Source organism: Glycomyces sp. TRM65418 (assembly GCF_019710475.1).
Classification (GTDB): Bacteria; Actinomycetota; Actinomycetes; order Mycobacteriales; family Micromonosporaceae; genus Glycomyces.
The window spans coordinates 395,522-409,823 of the sequence record NZ_JAJFAX010000003.1 but is presented as its reverse complement, the minus strand read 5'-3'; the positions used below and the strand labels follow the sequence as shown (position 1 = coordinate 409,823).

Annotated in this window: 17 protein-coding genes and 1 pseudogene; 12 read left to right on the top strand and 6 right to left on the bottom strand. The window is 71.0% G+C overall.

Going from position 1 to position 14,302, the window contains the following annotated elements:
• Positions 1-39 precede the first annotated feature (39 nt).
• Together K3N28_RS09930 and K3N28_RS09925 are read left to right on the top strand one after the other, a co-directional pair.
• Positions 40-216: pseudogene (locus tag K3N28_RS09930) on the top strand (carbohydrate ABC transporter permease); the annotation flags it as partial.
• 14 nt (positions 217-230) lie between these two features.
• On the top strand, positions 231-1,241 hold the full coding sequence (locus K3N28_RS09925; RefSeq protein WP_228092339.1) for a LacI family DNA-binding transcriptional regulator: 1,011 nt from the start codon (positions 231-233) through the stop codon (positions 1,239-1,241).
• A gap of 60 nt (positions 1,242-1,301) precedes the next feature.
• Here K3N28_RS09925 and K3N28_RS09920 read toward each other — a convergent pair whose 3' ends face one another.
• Positions 1,302-2,189 (bottom strand): alpha/beta fold hydrolase, encoded by an 888-nt coding sequence (locus tag K3N28_RS09920; RefSeq protein WP_228092338.1) that lies wholly within the window; start codon positions 2,187-2,189, stop codon positions 1,302-1,304.
• 246 nt (positions 2,190-2,435) lie between these two features.
• Here K3N28_RS09920 and K3N28_RS09915 point away from each other — a divergent pair, with 246 nt between their 5' ends.
• Positions 2,436-2,906, top strand: a complete 471-nt coding sequence (locus K3N28_RS09915) for a DUF1801 domain-containing protein (protein ID WP_228092337.1) — start codon at positions 2,436-2,438, stop codon at positions 2,904-2,906.
• Between the two features lie 62 nt (positions 2,907-2,968).
• Here K3N28_RS09915 and K3N28_RS09910 read toward each other — a convergent pair whose 3' ends face one another.
• The gene (locus K3N28_RS09910; RefSeq protein ID WP_228092336.1) at positions 2,969-3,241 is read right to left on the bottom strand and encodes a DUF2277 domain-containing protein; all 273 of its coding nucleotides are present in this window, start codon (positions 3,239-3,241) and stop codon (positions 2,969-2,971) included.
• Positions 3,242-3,399: 158 nt separating this feature from the next.
• Here K3N28_RS09910 and K3N28_RS09905 point away from each other — a divergent pair, with 158 nt between their 5' ends.
• From K3N28_RS09905 to K3N28_RS09885, 5 genes are all read left to right on the top strand, one after another.
• On the top strand, positions 3,400-3,726 hold the full coding sequence (locus K3N28_RS09905) for a helix-turn-helix transcriptional regulator (RefSeq protein ID WP_304608705.1): 327 nt from the start codon (positions 3,400-3,402) through the stop codon (positions 3,724-3,726).
• A complete protein-coding gene (locus K3N28_RS09900; protein WP_228092335.1) occupies positions 3,726-4,448 on the top strand; it encodes a cation transporter in 723 nt (240 codons plus the stop codon). Before K3N28_RS09905 ends, K3N28_RS09900 begins: the two co-directional genes overlap by 1 nt.
• 269 nt (positions 4,449-4,717) lie before the next feature.
• Positions 4,718-5,683, top strand: a complete 966-nt coding sequence (locus K3N28_RS09895; RefSeq protein ID WP_228092334.1) for a fatty acid desaturase family protein — start codon at positions 4,718-4,720, stop codon at positions 5,681-5,683.
• A gap of 54 nt (positions 5,684-5,737) precedes the next feature.
• Complete coding sequence (locus K3N28_RS09890; RefSeq protein ID WP_228092333.1) at positions 5,738-6,472, top strand: B3/4 domain-containing protein; 735 nt, start codon at positions 5,738-5,740, stop codon at positions 6,470-6,472.
• The gene (locus K3N28_RS09885; RefSeq protein ID WP_228092332.1) at positions 6,469-7,083 is read left to right on the top strand and encodes a LysE/ArgO family amino acid transporter; all 615 of its coding nucleotides are present in this window, start codon (positions 6,469-6,471) and stop codon (positions 7,081-7,083) included. Before K3N28_RS09890 ends, K3N28_RS09885 begins: the two co-directional genes overlap by 4 nt.
• A 2-nt stretch (positions 7,084-7,085) precedes the next feature.
• Here the strand turns inward: K3N28_RS09885 and K3N28_RS09880 are convergent, their stop codons facing one another.
• Positions 7,086-7,544, bottom strand: coding sequence for a MarR family winged helix-turn-helix transcriptional regulator (locus K3N28_RS09880; RefSeq protein ID WP_228092331.1), 459 nt, complete (start codon positions 7,542-7,544; stop codon positions 7,086-7,088).
• Positions 7,545-7,728: 184 nt separating this feature from the next.
• Between K3N28_RS09880 and K3N28_RS09875 the strand changes: the two genes are divergently transcribed.
• Entirely contained in the window at positions 7,729-8,676 is a 948-nt protein-coding gene (locus tag K3N28_RS09875; protein ID WP_228092330.1) for an NmrA/HSCARG family protein, read from the top strand.
• 296 nt (positions 8,677-8,972) lie between these two features.
• On the opposite strand, the gene K3N28_RS09870 is transcribed toward K3N28_RS09875, so the two are convergent.
• Positions 8,973-9,374 carry a hypothetical protein gene (locus K3N28_RS09870; protein WP_228092329.1) on the bottom strand — a complete coding sequence of 134 codons (402 nt, stop codon included), beginning with the start codon at positions 9,372-9,374 and terminating at the stop codon, positions 8,973-8,975.
• A gap of 419 nt (positions 9,375-9,793) precedes the next feature.
• Here K3N28_RS09870 and K3N28_RS09865 point away from each other — a divergent pair, with 419 nt between their 5' ends.
• On the top strand, positions 9,794-10,726 hold the full coding sequence (locus tag K3N28_RS09865; protein ID WP_228092328.1) for an oxidoreductase: 933 nt from the start codon (positions 9,794-9,796) through the stop codon (positions 10,724-10,726).
• Here the strand turns inward: K3N28_RS09865 and K3N28_RS09860 are convergent.
• Positions 10,702-11,190, bottom strand: coding sequence for a MarR family winged helix-turn-helix transcriptional regulator (locus K3N28_RS09860; RefSeq protein ID WP_228092327.1), 489 nt, complete (start codon positions 11,188-11,190; stop codon positions 10,702-10,704). The genes K3N28_RS09865 and K3N28_RS09860 overlap by 25 nt on opposite strands.
• A 137-nt stretch (positions 11,191-11,327) precedes the next feature.
• Here K3N28_RS09860 and K3N28_RS09855 point away from each other — a divergent pair, with 137 nt between their 5' ends.
• On the top strand, positions 11,328-12,299 hold the full coding sequence (locus K3N28_RS09855; RefSeq protein WP_228092326.1) for a pirin family protein: 972 nt from the start codon (positions 11,328-11,330) through the stop codon (positions 12,297-12,299).
• An 88-nt stretch (positions 12,300-12,387) separates the two neighbouring features.
• Here the strand turns inward: K3N28_RS09855 and K3N28_RS09850 are convergent, their stop codons facing one another.
• Positions 12,388-12,690: a GNAT family N-acetyltransferase gene (locus K3N28_RS09850; RefSeq protein ID WP_228092325.1), complete on the bottom strand. Its 303-nt coding sequence runs from the start codon at positions 12,688-12,690 to the stop codon at positions 12,388-12,390.
• A gap of 136 nt (positions 12,691-12,826) precedes the next feature.
• Between K3N28_RS09850 and K3N28_RS09845 the strand changes: the two genes are divergently transcribed.
• Complete coding sequence (locus K3N28_RS09845; RefSeq protein ID WP_228092324.1) at positions 12,827-14,287, top strand: lyase family protein; 1,461 nt, start codon at positions 12,827-12,829, stop codon at positions 14,285-14,287.
• The last annotated feature ends 15 nt before the right edge of the window (positions 14,288-14,302 follow it).

Genomic DNA, 14,302 nt, shown 5'->3' with positions numbered 1-14,302 from the left:
GTGCTCCGACCCCGGCGCCGGCACCGACTTGAGCGGACCGGCCGGCTCGACACGCTCCCGCTGAACCTTTACCAGGTCGCCTGCGCGGGGCTGTATCTCCAGCATCGGCACCTGATCTTCGCCGATATCATCCTCATGAGCCTGCCGCTCCTGATCACGTTCGTGGTCGCGCAGCGCAGGGTCGTCTCGGGCATCACCAGCGGTGCCGTCAAGTGACCGACAGGAGGACCGTGGGCAGAGCGGGCAAGCACCCGACGATCTCGGACGTGGCCGAACGGGCCGGCGTCTCGGTCCCCACGGTCTCCCGCGTGCTCACCGGGGCCGCCCGGGTGAGTCCGGCCAAGCGCGAACAGGTCGAGGCGGCCATCGCGGAGCTGCGCTTCCGGCCCAGCGCGGCCGCCCGCGTCCTCGTCTCGCGCAAGTCCCGGACCATCGGGGTCATCACGGGCAACACCTCCCGGTACGGCTACGCCGAGACGATCCGCGGCATCGAGATCGCCGCCCGGGCCGAGGGCTACACGGTGATGATCACCGTCGTGGAGAGCCCGGACGAGGACGAAGTGGACCGGGCGGTCTCGGCAACGCTGACGCACGCCCTGGCGGGCGTGGTGGTCCTCAAGTTCGACCCGCCGGGGGTGGCGGCGCTGCAGCGGCTCGGGGACGAGCTGCCGGTCGTGGCCCTGTCCGGGACCCGCGAGGCCGGTGTGCCGCAAGCGGTCCTCGACGAGGCCGCCGCGGCCGAGGAACTCACGGACCACCTCCTGGGGCTCGGCCACGCCACGGTGCACCACGTGCGGGTGCCGCCCTCGCGCCGGGTGGACGGGCGCACGACCGGTTGGAAGCGCGCGCTCCGCAAGGCCCACGCGCCGGTGCCGCCGGTGTTCGACGCGACCTGGGACCCCAGGAGCGGCGTCGCGATCGGCCGCGCGCTCGCCGCCGACCCGGACGTCACGGCCGTGTTCTGCGGCAACGACGAGATCGCGATGGGCGTCATGCGCGGCGTCGCCGAGGCGGGGAAGCGCGTCCCCGAGGACCTCTCGGTGGCGGGCTTCGACGACCATCCGCTGGCCGAACTCTGGTCCCCGCCGCTGACCACGGCCCAGCAGGACTTCGCCGGACTCGGCGGCCGGGGCTTCGGGCTGCTGCTCCAGGCCATCGACGGGACGAGCGACCGCCGGTACTCCTCGGAGCGCCCGAAGCTCGTCTTCCGCGAGAGCACCGCGGCCCCGAAGCGCCGCTGAGACCGCAAGGCGCGCTGAGCCCGTCCGCGTAGAGGGGCGTCGCCCCAAGGGCCCGCTCGGTCACGACCGCCGCTCGAGCACCGGCCCGCTGCGGTGGACCCGGGCGAGGAAGTCCCGGATCAGGGCCGCGATCTCGCGGCGATTGGTCTCCAGCGCCCAGTGCCCGCCGTCGAGGAGATGCAGCTCCGCGTCCGGCAGGTCCTTGAGGTACGCCCGGGCGGCGCCCTCGGGCATGTACCCGTCCTGCGGGCCCCACACGATGAGCGTCGGCGGCCGGTGCTCCCGCAGATAGGCCTGGTACCGCGGGAACCACTCCAGGTTCTCGCGCAGCCCCTCCATCAGGCCGACCATGATCGCCCGCCGTTCAGGAGTGCCCAGCTGCGCCCACGCCAGCGTCCACAGGTCCGGCGGGATCAACGCCGCCAAGTCCTCCCGCACCTCGCCCAGGAACTCCTCCCGGAAGCCCGCCTCGCTCACCGCCCGCTCCAGCTCGGCGCGGCCCTCGGGCGTCGGACGCTCCCAGTAGTCGCGCAGCCCTTGGTACTTCGGGCCGAGCTCCTCCTCGTAGACGTCCCCGTTCTGAATGATCAGCGCGGCCACCCGCCGCGGCTCGGCGATGGCCAGCCGCAGTCCGATCTGCGACCCGTAGTCGTGGAGGTAGAGCGCGTACCGTTCGAGCCCGAGCCGCTCGGCGAAGCGGCGCAGGAACGCCGCATAGCCGTCGAAGGTGTAGGCGAACCGCTCGGGATCGGGCGTGCCGCTGTACCCGAATCCCGGGAAGTCCGGGGCGACCGTGCGCCAGTGGTCCGCCAGATCCGGCATCAGATTCCGGAACTGGTACGACGAGCACGGATAGCCGTGCGGCAGCAGGAGCACCGGCGCCTCCGGAGGTCCGGACTCCCGATAGAAGATCTCCGTGCCGTCCAGTTCGAGCACGTGATGGCGCACGGTCCGGTCCGGATCGGGCGTGGGCCGCGGCGAGCGTCCTGTGTCGATGTCGGTCTCCTTCGAATATCGCAGGGGTGCATCCGGTTCCCTGGTGCCTTTCCGTGCGAGGCGGCGGCTAAACCCCGCAGCGGCGGTCGCACGGGCGATCGAACCCGCCGAAGCGATCAGGAATCGAGAAGTCCGAACAGGCGCCGGCGAATACCGTGAAAAGCACCGAACCTCAGCGAACAGAAAGGGCTCCGCACCATGAGCAGCACTTCGAAGGCGGGGGAGCAGCAGCGAGGCGATACCTCGGGGGAGGGATTCTCCGCCGAAGAACGCGCCTCCATGAAAGCGCGCGCGAAGGAACTGAAGAACACCTCGCGCGGCGGCGAGAAGGCCGCCGCCAACGAGGAGGCGGTGCGGTCGACCATCGCCAAGATGGCCGAGCCCGACCGCGCGCTGGCCGAGCGTGTGCATGAGATCGTCGGCGCCGCGGCTCCGGAGCTGGCCCCGAAGCTCTGGTACGGCCAGCCCGCCTACGAGCGGGGCGGGAAGGTCGTCTGCTTCTTCCGCAGCGGGAAGGGCGACAAGGAGCGGTACTCCTCGTTCGGGTTCACCGCCGAGGCGAACCTCGACGACGACAGCGGCATCTGGCCGACGTCCTACGCGCTGACCGACCTGACCGACGCCGGCGAAGCGGCCCTGAGGAAGCTCGTCAAGAAGGCCGTGAGCTGAGCGCCCGCGGCGGCAGGCGGACAGGGGCCGACCGCAGCGCTCGGCCCCTGTCCGCGCCGGGGTCATCCGTTGGCGAAGCGTTCGGCCGCGCGGGCCTTCGCCTTGGCCTCCTCGACCTCCCGGTTTCGGGGCGGCGCCGTGGTCACCAGGGAGTCCAGCAGCTCCTGCGTGGCGGCGTGGACGGCGGCCACCGCCTGATCGAAGGCCTCCTGGTTGGCCTGCGAGGGTCGGGCGGAGCCGCTGATCTTGCGGACGTACTGGAGCGCGGCCGCGTTGACTTCCTCGACGGTGGCGGGCGGCTCGAAATTGAACAGGGTTCGAATACTGCGACACATGCCTCTAGCGTCGCACGGCCGACCGACACCGGCGAGGAGCGGCGGCGCTCGGCACCGGCCACGGGGAGGAACGGCCGGCCACCCGGTCGGCGTCCCGTGAGCGGCCTCCGAACGGTACACGGTTCGATGAATACACGATTGCGTGTACTATTCGCGTCGTGGAGACCCTGACCTACGGACAAGTGCTGGCCCGCTTCGGGCACGCCCTCTCCGACCCCACCCGCTCGCGCCTGCTGCTGGCGCTGCGCGAGGCCCCGGGCTATCCGGCCGACCTGGCCGCGACCCTCGGCGTCTCGCGCCAGTCCCTGTCCAACCACCTCGCCTGCCTTCGCGGTTGCGGCCTGGTCGTCGCCGTCCCCGAAGGACGCCGGACCCGCTACGAACTGGCCGACGCCCGCCTCGCCCACGCCCTGGGCGACCTGCTCGGCGTCGTCCTGGCCGTCGACCCCAAGGCCTGCGACGCCCAAGACGAAAACTGCTGCTGATGGCGACCCCGCTCCCGATGACGCGCAAGCCCGCCGGGCCCACGCCCGAGCGCCGCGCCCGCCTCGCCCGCACCATCCGCTTCCTCGTCATGGCGACCATCGCCTACAACGTGATCGAAGCCGTCGTCGCGATCAGCGCCGGCACCGTCGCCTCCTCGACCGCCCTGATCGGCTTCGGCCTCGACTCGATCGTCGAAGTCGCCTCGGCCGCCGCCGTCGCCTGGCAGTTCGCCGCCCGCGACCCCGAAGTCCGCGAATCCCGCGAACACCTCGCCCTGCGCATCATCGCCGTCTCGTTCTTCACGCTGGCCGCCTACGTCACGTTCGAGGCCGTCCGCGGCCTCATCGGGGGCGCCGACGCCGAGCACTCCACTGTGGGCCTGGTCCTGGCCGCGGTCTCCGTGGCGGTCATGCCGATCCTCTCCGCCGCCCAACGCAAGGCGGGCCGCGAACTCGGCTCGGCGAGCGCCGTCGCCGACTCCAAGCAGACCCTGCTGTGCACGTACCTCTCGGCGGTGCTCCTGGTCGGCCTCGCGCTCAACAGCCTGTTCGGCTGGTCCTGGGCCGACCCGCTCGCGGCCCTCGCCATCGCGGCCATCGCCGTCAGGGAAGGCGTCAACGCCTGGAAGGGCGACAACTGCTGCGCTCCGGCGGCCGTCCTCACCAACGGCGGCGCAGCGACCGACGACTGCGAAGACGACTGCCGCGGTCATGCCGAATAGCGCTCTCCCGGTACCGACTCCCGCTTTCGCGCTCGGCGCGCGAAAAGCACGCGGGAATCAGTACCGGCATGGCAATGAACGGATATGGAATGGCGCATGAAGCCTTGAGCGCTCCAGTCAAGATCAATTTCCCTTCTGCGAACCCGCCTTATCGAGAATGATCTTGCGATGCCATGCAATGACAAGTTATGTCGGTCACATGGAGTGGAGTTGATCTTGCGCTTCTGCTTTCCTTGCTCACGGTGAATCCCAATTCTTCGGAGCACACGATGCGAGAAGCGAATTCCCCTGTCCCCACAGTAGAAGCAATCCGTTTCCGACGCGGCTATTCCACCCCCGCCCATCTCCGCGAGGACATCAAGGCCGCTCACCGCACGAATCCCTGGCGCACCGCCGCCGCCGCACTGGCCGACCAGGCCCTCATCGTCGCGGCCTGCGTCGCCGCCGGCCGGCTCCTCGCCGCGCAGCCGCTCGCCGGCGTCCCGGTCGCGCTCCTCGCCACCGTCCTCGTCGGACGGCAGCTGCGCGCGCTCGAATGCCTCGTCCACGAAGGCTCCCATTTCAACTGGAGCCGCAAGCGCCGCATGCTCAACGACGTCCTCTCGACCGCCCTCGCGGCGTTCCCGACCGGCGCGCAGCTCTCCGGCTACCGCGAGAGCCACCTGCGCCACCACGGCTCGTTCGGCACCGCGGACGATCCCGACCGCCAGCGGTACCGCGAACTCGACCTCGAAGCGATCGACCGCACCCGATTGGCGCCCTTCGTCGTCGGCCTCCTCAAGCGCCTGCCCGCCTACCAGCGCACCTGGTGGCGTGACAGCCTCCAGGCCGCACCGGCGGTCGCGCTCCTGCCGCTCGTGTGGGGCGCCGTCTTCGCGGTCGCCCCGGCATGGGCCCTCGCCGGAGACGCGGCCGCGATCGGGGCCGCGGCCGTCTGGCTCGCCGGATTCGCCGTCGCCCTGCCGATCCTGCGGTTCATCGGCGAGGCCGGCGAGCACGTCTACAGCGACGCGGACACCGTCTTCGACGCCACGGTCAGCAACCTCGGCACCCTCCAACGCGCGCTGATCCATCCGCACAATGACGGCTACCATACGGTTCATCACATGTGGCCGGGCGTACCGCATCACCGACTCGCATGGCTCCACCGGCGGCTCATGACCGGTGACCCCGCGTACGCCTCGCGGCTGCGCCGTCGTTCAGGGGTCCTCGCGACGCCCGTCCGCGGCGCCTGAGCGAGCACGCCCCCGCAGCACCGTGCCTTTGACCGAGACCGAGAGGACCAGCGAATGAGCCGCGAATTCACCGTCGACCAGGCGATCGTCGAGGCGTTCCCGCAGGTGCGCATCCACCTGATCGCCGTCGACGGGCTGCGCAACGGCGAGGACTGGCCGAAGGCCGCCGCGGCCGTGGACGAGCTGGAAGCCGATGCCGCGGCAGGGAACTGGACCGCGCTCGACGCCGAGGACCCCTTGATCGCGACCTGGCACGCGGCCTACCGCTCGTTCGGCACGAATCCCAAGCGGATGCGCCCGAGCGTCGAGGCGCTGCAGCGGCGGCTCGCCAAGGGCGGCCGCCTGCCGCGCATCACCCCGGCGGTGGACGCCTACAACCTGGTGTCGGTGCGGTTCGGCGTGCCCGCGGGCGCGTTCGACCTCGCCGCCTTGGGGGAGGAGCCGGTCATGATCCGGCATGCGGTCGAAGGCGACGCCTTCACGCCGCTGGGGGAGCCCGAGGTCCGCGAGGAGCCGAAGCCGGGCGAGGTGGTCTACGCGCAGGGGCACGAGGTCCTGACCCGGCACTGGAACCACCGCGACGCCGACGCCACCAAGGTGACCGCCGCCTCGGCCAGTGCGGTGTTCGTGCTCGACTGCGTGAGCGCGGCAGCGCACGCGGCCGGGGACGCGGCGGCCGAGCGGCTCGGCGAGCTCGTGTCCGAGGGCGCGCGGGTCACCGATCACCGGGTGCTCGACGCGGCGACGCGTTCGGCGCGCGTCGGCGCCGAAGGGCCCCGGGCGCGGTGACCGCCGCGTTCTTCACGGGGCTCGCCCTGGGCCTGGCGCTCATCGTGCCCATCGGGGCGCAGAACGTGTTCGTGTTCGGGCAGGCCGTCACGCTCGGCATGCCGCGTGCACTGTGGGCGGTGGTCGGCGCGGCCGCCTGCGACACCCTCCTGATCGTGCTCGGCGCGGCCGGGACCTCGGCGCTGCTGAACTCCGTGCCGGGGCTGCGTCCCGCGATGCTCCTCGCGGGCGCGCTCTTCCTCACCTATCTCGGCGTCAAGTCCCTGCGCACCCGGCCCGCCGAATTGGACGACCAGTCCGGTGTGTGGTCGCGCGGCCAGGTGCTGCGCCGGACCGCGGCGGTCTCACTGCTCAACCCGCACGCCATTCTCGACACCGTGGGGGTGCTCGGCGCGGCCATCACCGCCCAGGCGGTCGCCACGCGCGTGCCCTTCGCGGTCGGCGCGGTGATCGCCTCCTGGACGTGGTTCCTGGTCCTCGCGACGGCCGCGCACGCCATGCGCCGCTTCCTCACCAAGGAGCGCCGCGTCTGGTTCGACCGGGTCTCCGGTCTCATCCTGCTGGTCTTCGCCGTGTGGCTGGCGGTCGAGTTCACGCACACCCTCGCCTGACCTCAGCGCTTGATCTCCTCGGCGATCGCCCTGAAGCAGGCGGCGAGCGCCTTGAGGTCGAGTCCGGCGAAATGGTCGACGACCCGCCGCCGGACGCTCGCGAGGTGGGTCGGATAGGCCTCGCGCAGGCGTTCGAAGCCCTTGTCGGTCAAGGTCGCGAGGTTGCCGCGGGCGTCGTCGTCCACCCGCGACTTCGTCACCAGGCCCTCGTCCGCGAAGGCGTCGACGATCCGGCTGATGCGGCTGGCCGACATGGCGACCCGCCCGGCGAGCTCGTTCATCCGCAGCCGCCGGCCGGGGGCCTCGGAGAGGTGCATCAGCACCGCGTATTCGGCCACGCTCATCTTCGCGCCCGCGCGCAGGTCGCTGTCGAGCACCTTCGGGAGCTTCAGGATCAGCGGGGCGAGGGCGCGCCAGACCGCCTCCTCCTGCGGCGTCAGCGGCGTCTCCTGCTTCGTCATGTCGACCACCTTACTGACGTCGTCGCTGTTGAGCGGGCCCGAAAGCTCGGATCGCGACGGCCCCGGAGGGTTTCGACCCGGTTTTTCCGGCAATGCCCCTGTGCCAGTCTTCGCAACGCCTACCCTCTGCTTGCGGAGGCAGGCAATCGAGCGAACACGACGGCGACGTCCGAAAGGCAGGATCATGGCAGAGCAGAAGATCATCGCAGTGGTCGGGGCGACCGGGTCGCAGGGCGGCGGACTCGCCCGCGCGATCCTCGGCGACCCCGACGCCGAGTTCCGCGTCCGCGCGCTCACCCGCGACCCGGACTCCGAGCGGGCCCAGGAGCTCGCCCGGCTCGGCGCCGAGGTCGCCGAGGCCGACATGGACGACCAATCCAGCCTCGTCAAGGCCTTCGAGGGCGCGTACGGCGCGTTCCTCGTGACCGACTTCTGGGAGCACGGCGATCCCGAGCGCGAGTACGCCCAGGCCCGCCACCTCGCCGAGGCCGCCAAGGCCGCCGGGATCAAGCACGTGGTCTGGTCCACCTTGGAGGACACCCGGGAATCGATCCCCGTCGAGGACGACCGGATGCCCACGCTGATGGGCCGGTACAACGTCCCCCACTTCGACGTCAAAGGCGCGGCGAACGCCCTGTTCGCCGAGGCCGGCGTGCCCACCACCTACCTCCAGACCACCTTCTACTGGGAGAACTTCCTCGAGTCGTTCCAGCCCAAGCACCAGGACGACGGCAGCATGGTGCTGGCGCTGCCCATGGCCGACAGCAGGCTCGCCGGGATCGCCGTCGAGGACATCGGCCGCACCGCGTACGGGATCTTCAAGCGGGGCGAGCCGCTCGTCGGCGAGACCGTGAGCATCGCGGGCGAGCACTTGACCGGGGAGGAGTACGCCGCGGCCTTCGCCGAGCTGCTCGGCAAGCCGGTGGACTACTACCCGGTGCCCTTCGACGACTTCCGCGCGGCCGGGTTCCCCGGAGCCGAGGAGATGGGCAACATGTTCCAGTACTACGCCGAGTTCGACGACGAGTTCACCGGCCGCCGCGACCTCGGCGCCGTGCGCGAACTCAACCCGCAGCTCAAGACCTTCAGGCAATGGCTCGCGGAGCACGAGGACGCCTTCGTCGGCACCTGAGCCGGGCCACGGACCGAGGGCGCGCCGCAGGCACACGCCGACGCCGCCCCGGATACGTAGAGAGTTATGTCGACACCGAGGCATTCGCCTCGATGAAGCACTCGCGGCGACGACCGGTCCCCGATGTCCGGTCTCGTTAGTTCCGGGGCAGTCTCGTTTTAGCGAAGGTATCCGGGGTTTGTCTCAGTCGAGCTGAGGCACTTATCCTGAGCCGGTCTTGTGTTGCTGCGTTCCAAAGCACCCCAGGGGGTACGAGAGAGCCGGACCACCGCAGCAAGCGGCATCCGGCTCCTCCGCTATCTGGTGCTCTTCTTGTGGGCGACGATCGCCGCGACGGCGAACCCGACTGTCGCGGCGATGAGCAGTAGTAGTGCGGGATTGGCCCCAGCCGGAACGAGCTGTACTGTCCGCTCCGTGCATTCGAGCACGAAGCTGGGCGGAAACAGCGACTCTGTGAGGTTCACGAACTCGCCTGCGCCGTGCCGACCGCATTCCAATCTGGTGTCCCACGGTGAAGATATGAAGAGCGTGGCCAGGTAGAGCGGGATTGCGATACACAGGGAAGCAAGCGATGCGGCGCTGAACACCGTGCTTCGCGTGGGGCGGCGCTTCCTCATGGGGACGGTCACGGCGGCGACCGCCAACGCCACGAGGGTGAGCAGCGAGACCGGGCACAGCACCGTCATGGCGATGACCATCGGGTGATCCTAGCCGGTGTGTATCAGAAGAGGTCGGTGGTAGGCCGGGCGTATGACTCCTGGGGCGGAATTCGCTGAAGACGCCCTCCGCCACATTGCCGACGGAGAGCGATCTACCCCAACTAAAACGAGACAGACCGACCCGGACCTTGCCCCAGGAACAATGAGAAACCGCAGCTCAACAGCGGTCTGACTGCCTCGTCCCAATTGAGACCGGTCACCGACGACCGATGGCGGACCGGCCCCAGCGAGCGGCCCGGCCCGCGCCGCTCCGGCTTTATTCCTGAGCGGACACCTCCTGGAGGACGGCTTCCGCGCTGGCGCCGCTTCGGTGACTGCGTCGCGGCCGGCCGCCGGCCGCTACGATCAACCCATTTCGTGCGCGGGCTCGCCGCCCGGTGCGGAGCAGGAGGCACACCATGGGCGGCAAGCACTGGACCGCAGCGGACATCCCCGACCAGGCCGGGCGCACGGTCGTCGTCACCGGCGCGAACAGCGGCCTCGGGTTCGAGACGGCGCGAAGGCTCGCCGAGCGCGGCGCGCACGTGATCATGACCTCGCGCTCGGAGGACAAGGGCCGCCGGGCCGCCGAGGCGATCCGCGGCCGGTTCCCTCGCGCGAGTCTGGAAGTGCGCCTCCTCGACCTGGCCGATCTGGACTCGGTGGCCGCGTTCGCCGAGCGGCTGCGAGCCGACCGCGACCGCCTCGATCTGCTCGTCAACAACGGCGGGCTCATGGCACCGCCGCGCTCGCTGAGCCCGCAGGGCCACGAACGCCAGTTCGCCACCAACCACCTGGGTCATTTCGCGCTCACCGGACGCCTCATGGACCTGCTCGAAGCGGGCCGGAACCCGCGCGTGGTGACCGTCAGCTCCCTGGCGCACGGTCGCGGACGGATCCACTTCGACGACCTCACGGGGGCCGAGCGGTACCGCCCGTACGCCTTCTACGCGCAGTCGAAGTTCGCCAACGCCGTGTTCGGCCTCGAACTCGACCGGCGGCTGCGCGCGGCCGGGAGCCCGGTGCGCAGCCTGATCGCCCATCCCGGGCTCACCAGGACGCGGCTCGTCGCCAACGGCTTCACCGGGCCGCTGCGCCTCGTCGGGTCGGTCATCATGCGGTTCGCCACGCAGCCGGTGGAACAGGGGGCGCTGCCGCAGCTGCGGGCCGCCACCGACCCGAACGCGCAGGGCGGCCAGTACTACGGCCCCCACGGCAGGCGCGAGTACCGGGGCGGTCCGGTCCTCGTCGACGTGATCGCGCCCGCGAGGGATCCCGAGACGGCCGCGCGGCTGTGGTCGGTCTCGGAGGAGCTGACCGGCGTGCGCTATCCGGTGGGCGCCGAGGCCTGATCGCCGCCCTGCTCCATGTGGGCGAGGACGCGGTCGGCGAGGTCGCCGAGGGCCTGGAACTCCTCGGGGGAGAGGGCGTCGACGACGAGGCGGCGGACGGTGGCGACGTGCTTGGGGGCGGCGGCCTCGATGGTCGCGCGGCCCTGGGCGGTGATGGCGACGAACGCGCCGCGGCCGTCCTCGGCGCATTCCTCGCGGGCCACGAGGCCCCGCTTGGTCATGCGCGAGATCTGGTGCGACAGGCGGCTCTGCTCCCAGTCGATCGCCTTGGCCAGCTCCTGGAACCGGAGGCGGCCGTCGGATTCGTCGGTGAGGGCCACGAGGATCGCGAAGTCGGCGCCGGAGAGTTTGGACTGCGCCTGAAGCTCCCCGGCCAGGCGGGCGGTGAGCTTCTGGTTCAAGCGCACGAACGCCCGCCAGGAGCGCTGCTCCTGCGGGCTCAGCCAGTGGGCGTCGTCGGTCATGATGGCACCATCCTACCCGATGGTTGACGCGTCATCTATTTCGCGCTAGTCTTCACGAACAAACAGATGATGCGTCATCTACTGCCGTTCGGCGGTACGTTGCCACATCATGCAGTGCTCTTCTGAGAGGCATCGCCATGCCGGCCGTCACCGTCGAAGACGTCCTCGTCCTGCCCCGACTCCCGCTGCCCGACCCGGCCATGACCCGCTTCCGCGAGGTCCGACGGCTGATCACGGCGCCGCTCGCCTTGGAAGGCGAGGGCTTCCAGGTCCGCCGCGGCTTCGCGGGCCTCCCGATGAACGAGATCGACCCGTTCGTCCACTTCGATCACATCGGCGAGGTCGACCTCGCCCCGGGCGAGCCCACCGGCGCGCCCTGGCACCCGCACCGCGGCTTCGAGACCGTCAGCTACGTCATGGACGGCGTCATCGAACACCAGGACTCCAACGGCGGCGGCGGTCGCATCACCGACGGCGACACGCAGTGGATGACCGCCGGAGCAGGCATCCTCCACAACGAGATGCCGCCCGAGAGCTTCGTCATGAGCGGCGGCGTCGTCCACGCCACCCAGCTGTGGGTCAACCTGCCGCGCGCCCGGAAGCTCGTCCAACCGCGCTACCAGGACATCCGCGGCCGGCAGGCCGCGCTGGTGACCACTGCGGACGGCGGGGCCCTGATCCGCATCATCGCCGGCGACATCGCCGGGCACGCCGGGCCGGGCGTCACCTACACGCCGATCACCTTGGCGCACCTCACCGTCGAGCCCGGCGCGCAGGTGGACCTGCCGTGGCACCCGGAGTACAACGCGATCGTCTACGCCCTGGCGGGCGCGGGCGCGGTCGGCCCCGACGACCGTCCGATCGAGATGGGCCAGGCGGCCGTGTTCGGCCCCGGCGAGGCGCTCCGCCTGACCGCCGCACCGGTGCAGGACTCGCGCACGCCGAAGCTGGATCTGTACGTCATGGGGGGACGGCCGATCCGCGAACCCGTGGCGCACTACGGGCCGTTCGTCATGAACACCCGCGCGGAACTGGTGCAGGCCTTCGAGGACTACCAGGCCGGCCGCCTCGGCGTGATCCCCGCGAAGCAGCTGCCGCACACCGGCTGAGGATCATTCAGGCCTCGGCCCGGCGACATCGCCGGGCCGAGGCCGACGCGTCGATCACGTCGGCGCGACGCGTGCCGCCCCGGCGGACTCACGGGTGCTTGGTGGCGCGGCCCTCGACGACCAGGTCCCGGTACTCGGGGTGCTGCTCGATCCAACTCGCGTAGTACGGGCAGAGCGGACGCACCCGCTCGCCCCGCCGGCGGGTCTCGTCGAGGGACGCCCGCGCCAGCGCCGCGGCGGCCCCGGTGCCCTCGGCCGGGGGGAGGACCGCGGTGCGGGTGAAGGTGACGACGCCCTCGCGGCGCACGTATTCGGCGTAGGCGACCAGCTCGCCGCGGAGGCGCGCCTCGTAGCGCGCCCGTCCCGGCGCGTCGGCCACGTCCACGCTCATGCGCTCCCCTTTCGGTCCGGTGCCAAGCATGGTCCGCGAACCGCTCGGCGTCCACCGAAGCGCGAGTCTTAGCGGAATCCCGGGAACCGTGCCATCCTGGGGCGAAACGGCATCGAGCACGGGAGAGACGAACCGTATGGCGACTGAGGACTACCGGCTGCGCCCGCTGCCCGTGGGCACCGGGGCGACCGGGACGCGGGTCGAGCGCGACTCGATGGGCCCGATCGAGGTGCCCGCCGAGCACTACTGGGGCGCGCAGACGCAGCGTTCGCTGCACCACTTCGCCATCGGCGAGGACCGCATGCCGATCGAGGTCTATCGGGCCTTCGGCCACGTCAAAGAGGCCGCGGCGCGGGTGAACGCCGAGGCCGGGCTGCTCGACCCGCTGCTGGCGGAGGCCATCACGGCCGCGGCGGCCGAGGTCGTCGCCGGGGACCTCGACGACGAGTTCCCGCTGTCGGTGTGGCAGACCGGTTCGGGCACGCAGACGAACATGAACGTCAACGAGGTGATCGCCAACCGCGCCAATCAGCTCCTGGGCGGCGAGCTCGGCACGAAGACCCCGGTCCACCCCAACGACCACGTGAACCTGAGCCAGTCCTCGAACGACAGCTTCCCGACGGCGATGCACGTCGCGACGCTGCTGGCGCTCCGCGATCGGACGCTGCCGCAGCTGGACGCGTTGGCCGCGGCGATCCGGTCCAAGGCCGAGCAGTGGGTCGACGTCGTCAAGATCGGCCGCACCCACCTGCAGGACGCCACGCCCTTGACGGTGGGGCAGGAGTGGTCCGGTTGGGCCGCGCAGCTGCGCGACGCCCGGGTGCGGCTCGAGGACTCGCTCCAGGCCGTCTGCGGCCTCGCCGCCGGCGGCACCGCGGTCGGCACCGGCATCAACGCCCCCGAGGGCTTCGGCGAGGCGATCGCCGCGAAGCTCGCCGAGCTCACCGGGCTCCCGCTGGTCACCGCCCCGAACAAGTTCGCGGCACAGGCCTCTCTGGACGGCATGGTCGCCGTCAGCGCGGGCCTGCGCGGGGTGGCGGTGGCGCTCATGAAGGTCGCCAACGACATGCGCTGGCTCGCGTCGGGGCCGCGCGCCGGGCTCGCCGAACTGCGCCTGCCCGCCAACGAGCCGGGGTCGTCGATCATGCCCGGCAAGGTCAACCCGACGCAGCAGGAGGCGACGCTCATGGTGTGCCTCCAGGTGATCGGCGAGGACTCGATCGTCGCGGCCGCGGGCGCGCAGGGGCACTTCGAGCTGAACACGATGCGCCCGGTGGTGATCGCGAACGTGCTGCACTCGGCCCGGATCCTCGGCGACGCCGCCGAGAAGCTGCAGGTCTTCAGCGTCGACGGCACCGAACTGGACCGCGACAAGATCGAGGAGCACGTGGGCCGTTCCCTCATGCTCGTGACGGCGCTGAGCCCGCACATCGGCTACGACAAGGCCACGGCCATCGCCCACAAGGCCGACGAGGAGCGCACCACCCTCCGCGAGGCCGCGCTCGCACTGGGCGTGAGCGCCGAGGACTTCGACCGGATCGTGGACCCCGCGACGATGGTCGGCGATCCGCGCCGGGACCTCGGACTCGCCGACTGAGCGCACCGGGCCCGA

What these genes read in the sequence shown, in the direction of transcription:
- K3N28_RS09890 (WP_228092333.1), top strand. Translation starts at nt 5,738, where the DNA reads ATGAGCCGCGAATTCACCGTCGACCAGGCGATCGTCGAGGCGTTCCCG.
- K3N28_RS09895 (WP_228092334.1), top strand. Translation starts at nt 4,718, where the DNA reads ATGCGAGAAGCGAATTCCCCTGTCCCCACAGTAGAAGCAATCCGTTTC.
- K3N28_RS09845 (WP_228092324.1), top strand. Translation starts at nt 12,827, where the DNA reads ATGGCGACTGAGGACTACCGGCTGCGCCCGCTGCCCGTGGGCACCGGG.
- K3N28_RS09900 (WP_228092335.1), top strand. Translation starts at nt 3,726, where the DNA reads ATGGCGACCCCGCTCCCGATGACGCGCAAGCCCGCCGGGCCCACGCCC.
- K3N28_RS09875 (WP_228092330.1), top strand. Translation starts at nt 7,729, where the DNA reads ATGGCAGAGCAGAAGATCATCGCAGTGGTCGGGGCGACCGGGTCGCAG.
- K3N28_RS09870 (WP_228092329.1), bottom strand. Translation starts at nt 9,374, where the DNA reads ATGGTCATCGCCATGACGGTGCTGTGCCCGGTCTCGCTGCTCACCCTC.
- K3N28_RS09865 (WP_228092328.1), top strand. Translation starts at nt 9,794, where the DNA reads ATGGGCGGCAAGCACTGGACCGCAGCGGACATCCCCGACCAGGCCGGG.
- K3N28_RS09850 (WP_228092325.1), bottom strand. Translation starts at nt 12,690, where the DNA reads ATGAGCGTGGACGTGGCCGACGCGCCGGGACGGGCGCGCTACGAGGCG.
- K3N28_RS09860 (WP_228092327.1), bottom strand. Translation starts at nt 11,190, where the DNA reads ATGACCGACGACGCCCACTGGCTGAGCCCGCAGGAGCAGCGCTCCTGG.
- K3N28_RS09915 (WP_228092337.1), top strand. Translation starts at nt 2,436, where the DNA reads ATGAGCAGCACTTCGAAGGCGGGGGAGCAGCAGCGAGGCGATACCTCG.
- K3N28_RS09880 (WP_228092331.1), bottom strand. Translation starts at nt 7,544, where the DNA reads ATGACGAAGCAGGAGACGCCGCTGACGCCGCAGGAGGAGGCGGTCTGG.
- K3N28_RS09910 (WP_228092336.1), bottom strand. Translation starts at nt 3,241, where the DNA reads ATGTGTCGCAGTATTCGAACCCTGTTCAATTTCGAGCCGCCCGCCACC.
- K3N28_RS09855 (WP_228092326.1), top strand. Translation starts at nt 11,328, where the DNA reads ATGCCGGCCGTCACCGTCGAAGACGTCCTCGTCCTGCCCCGACTCCCG.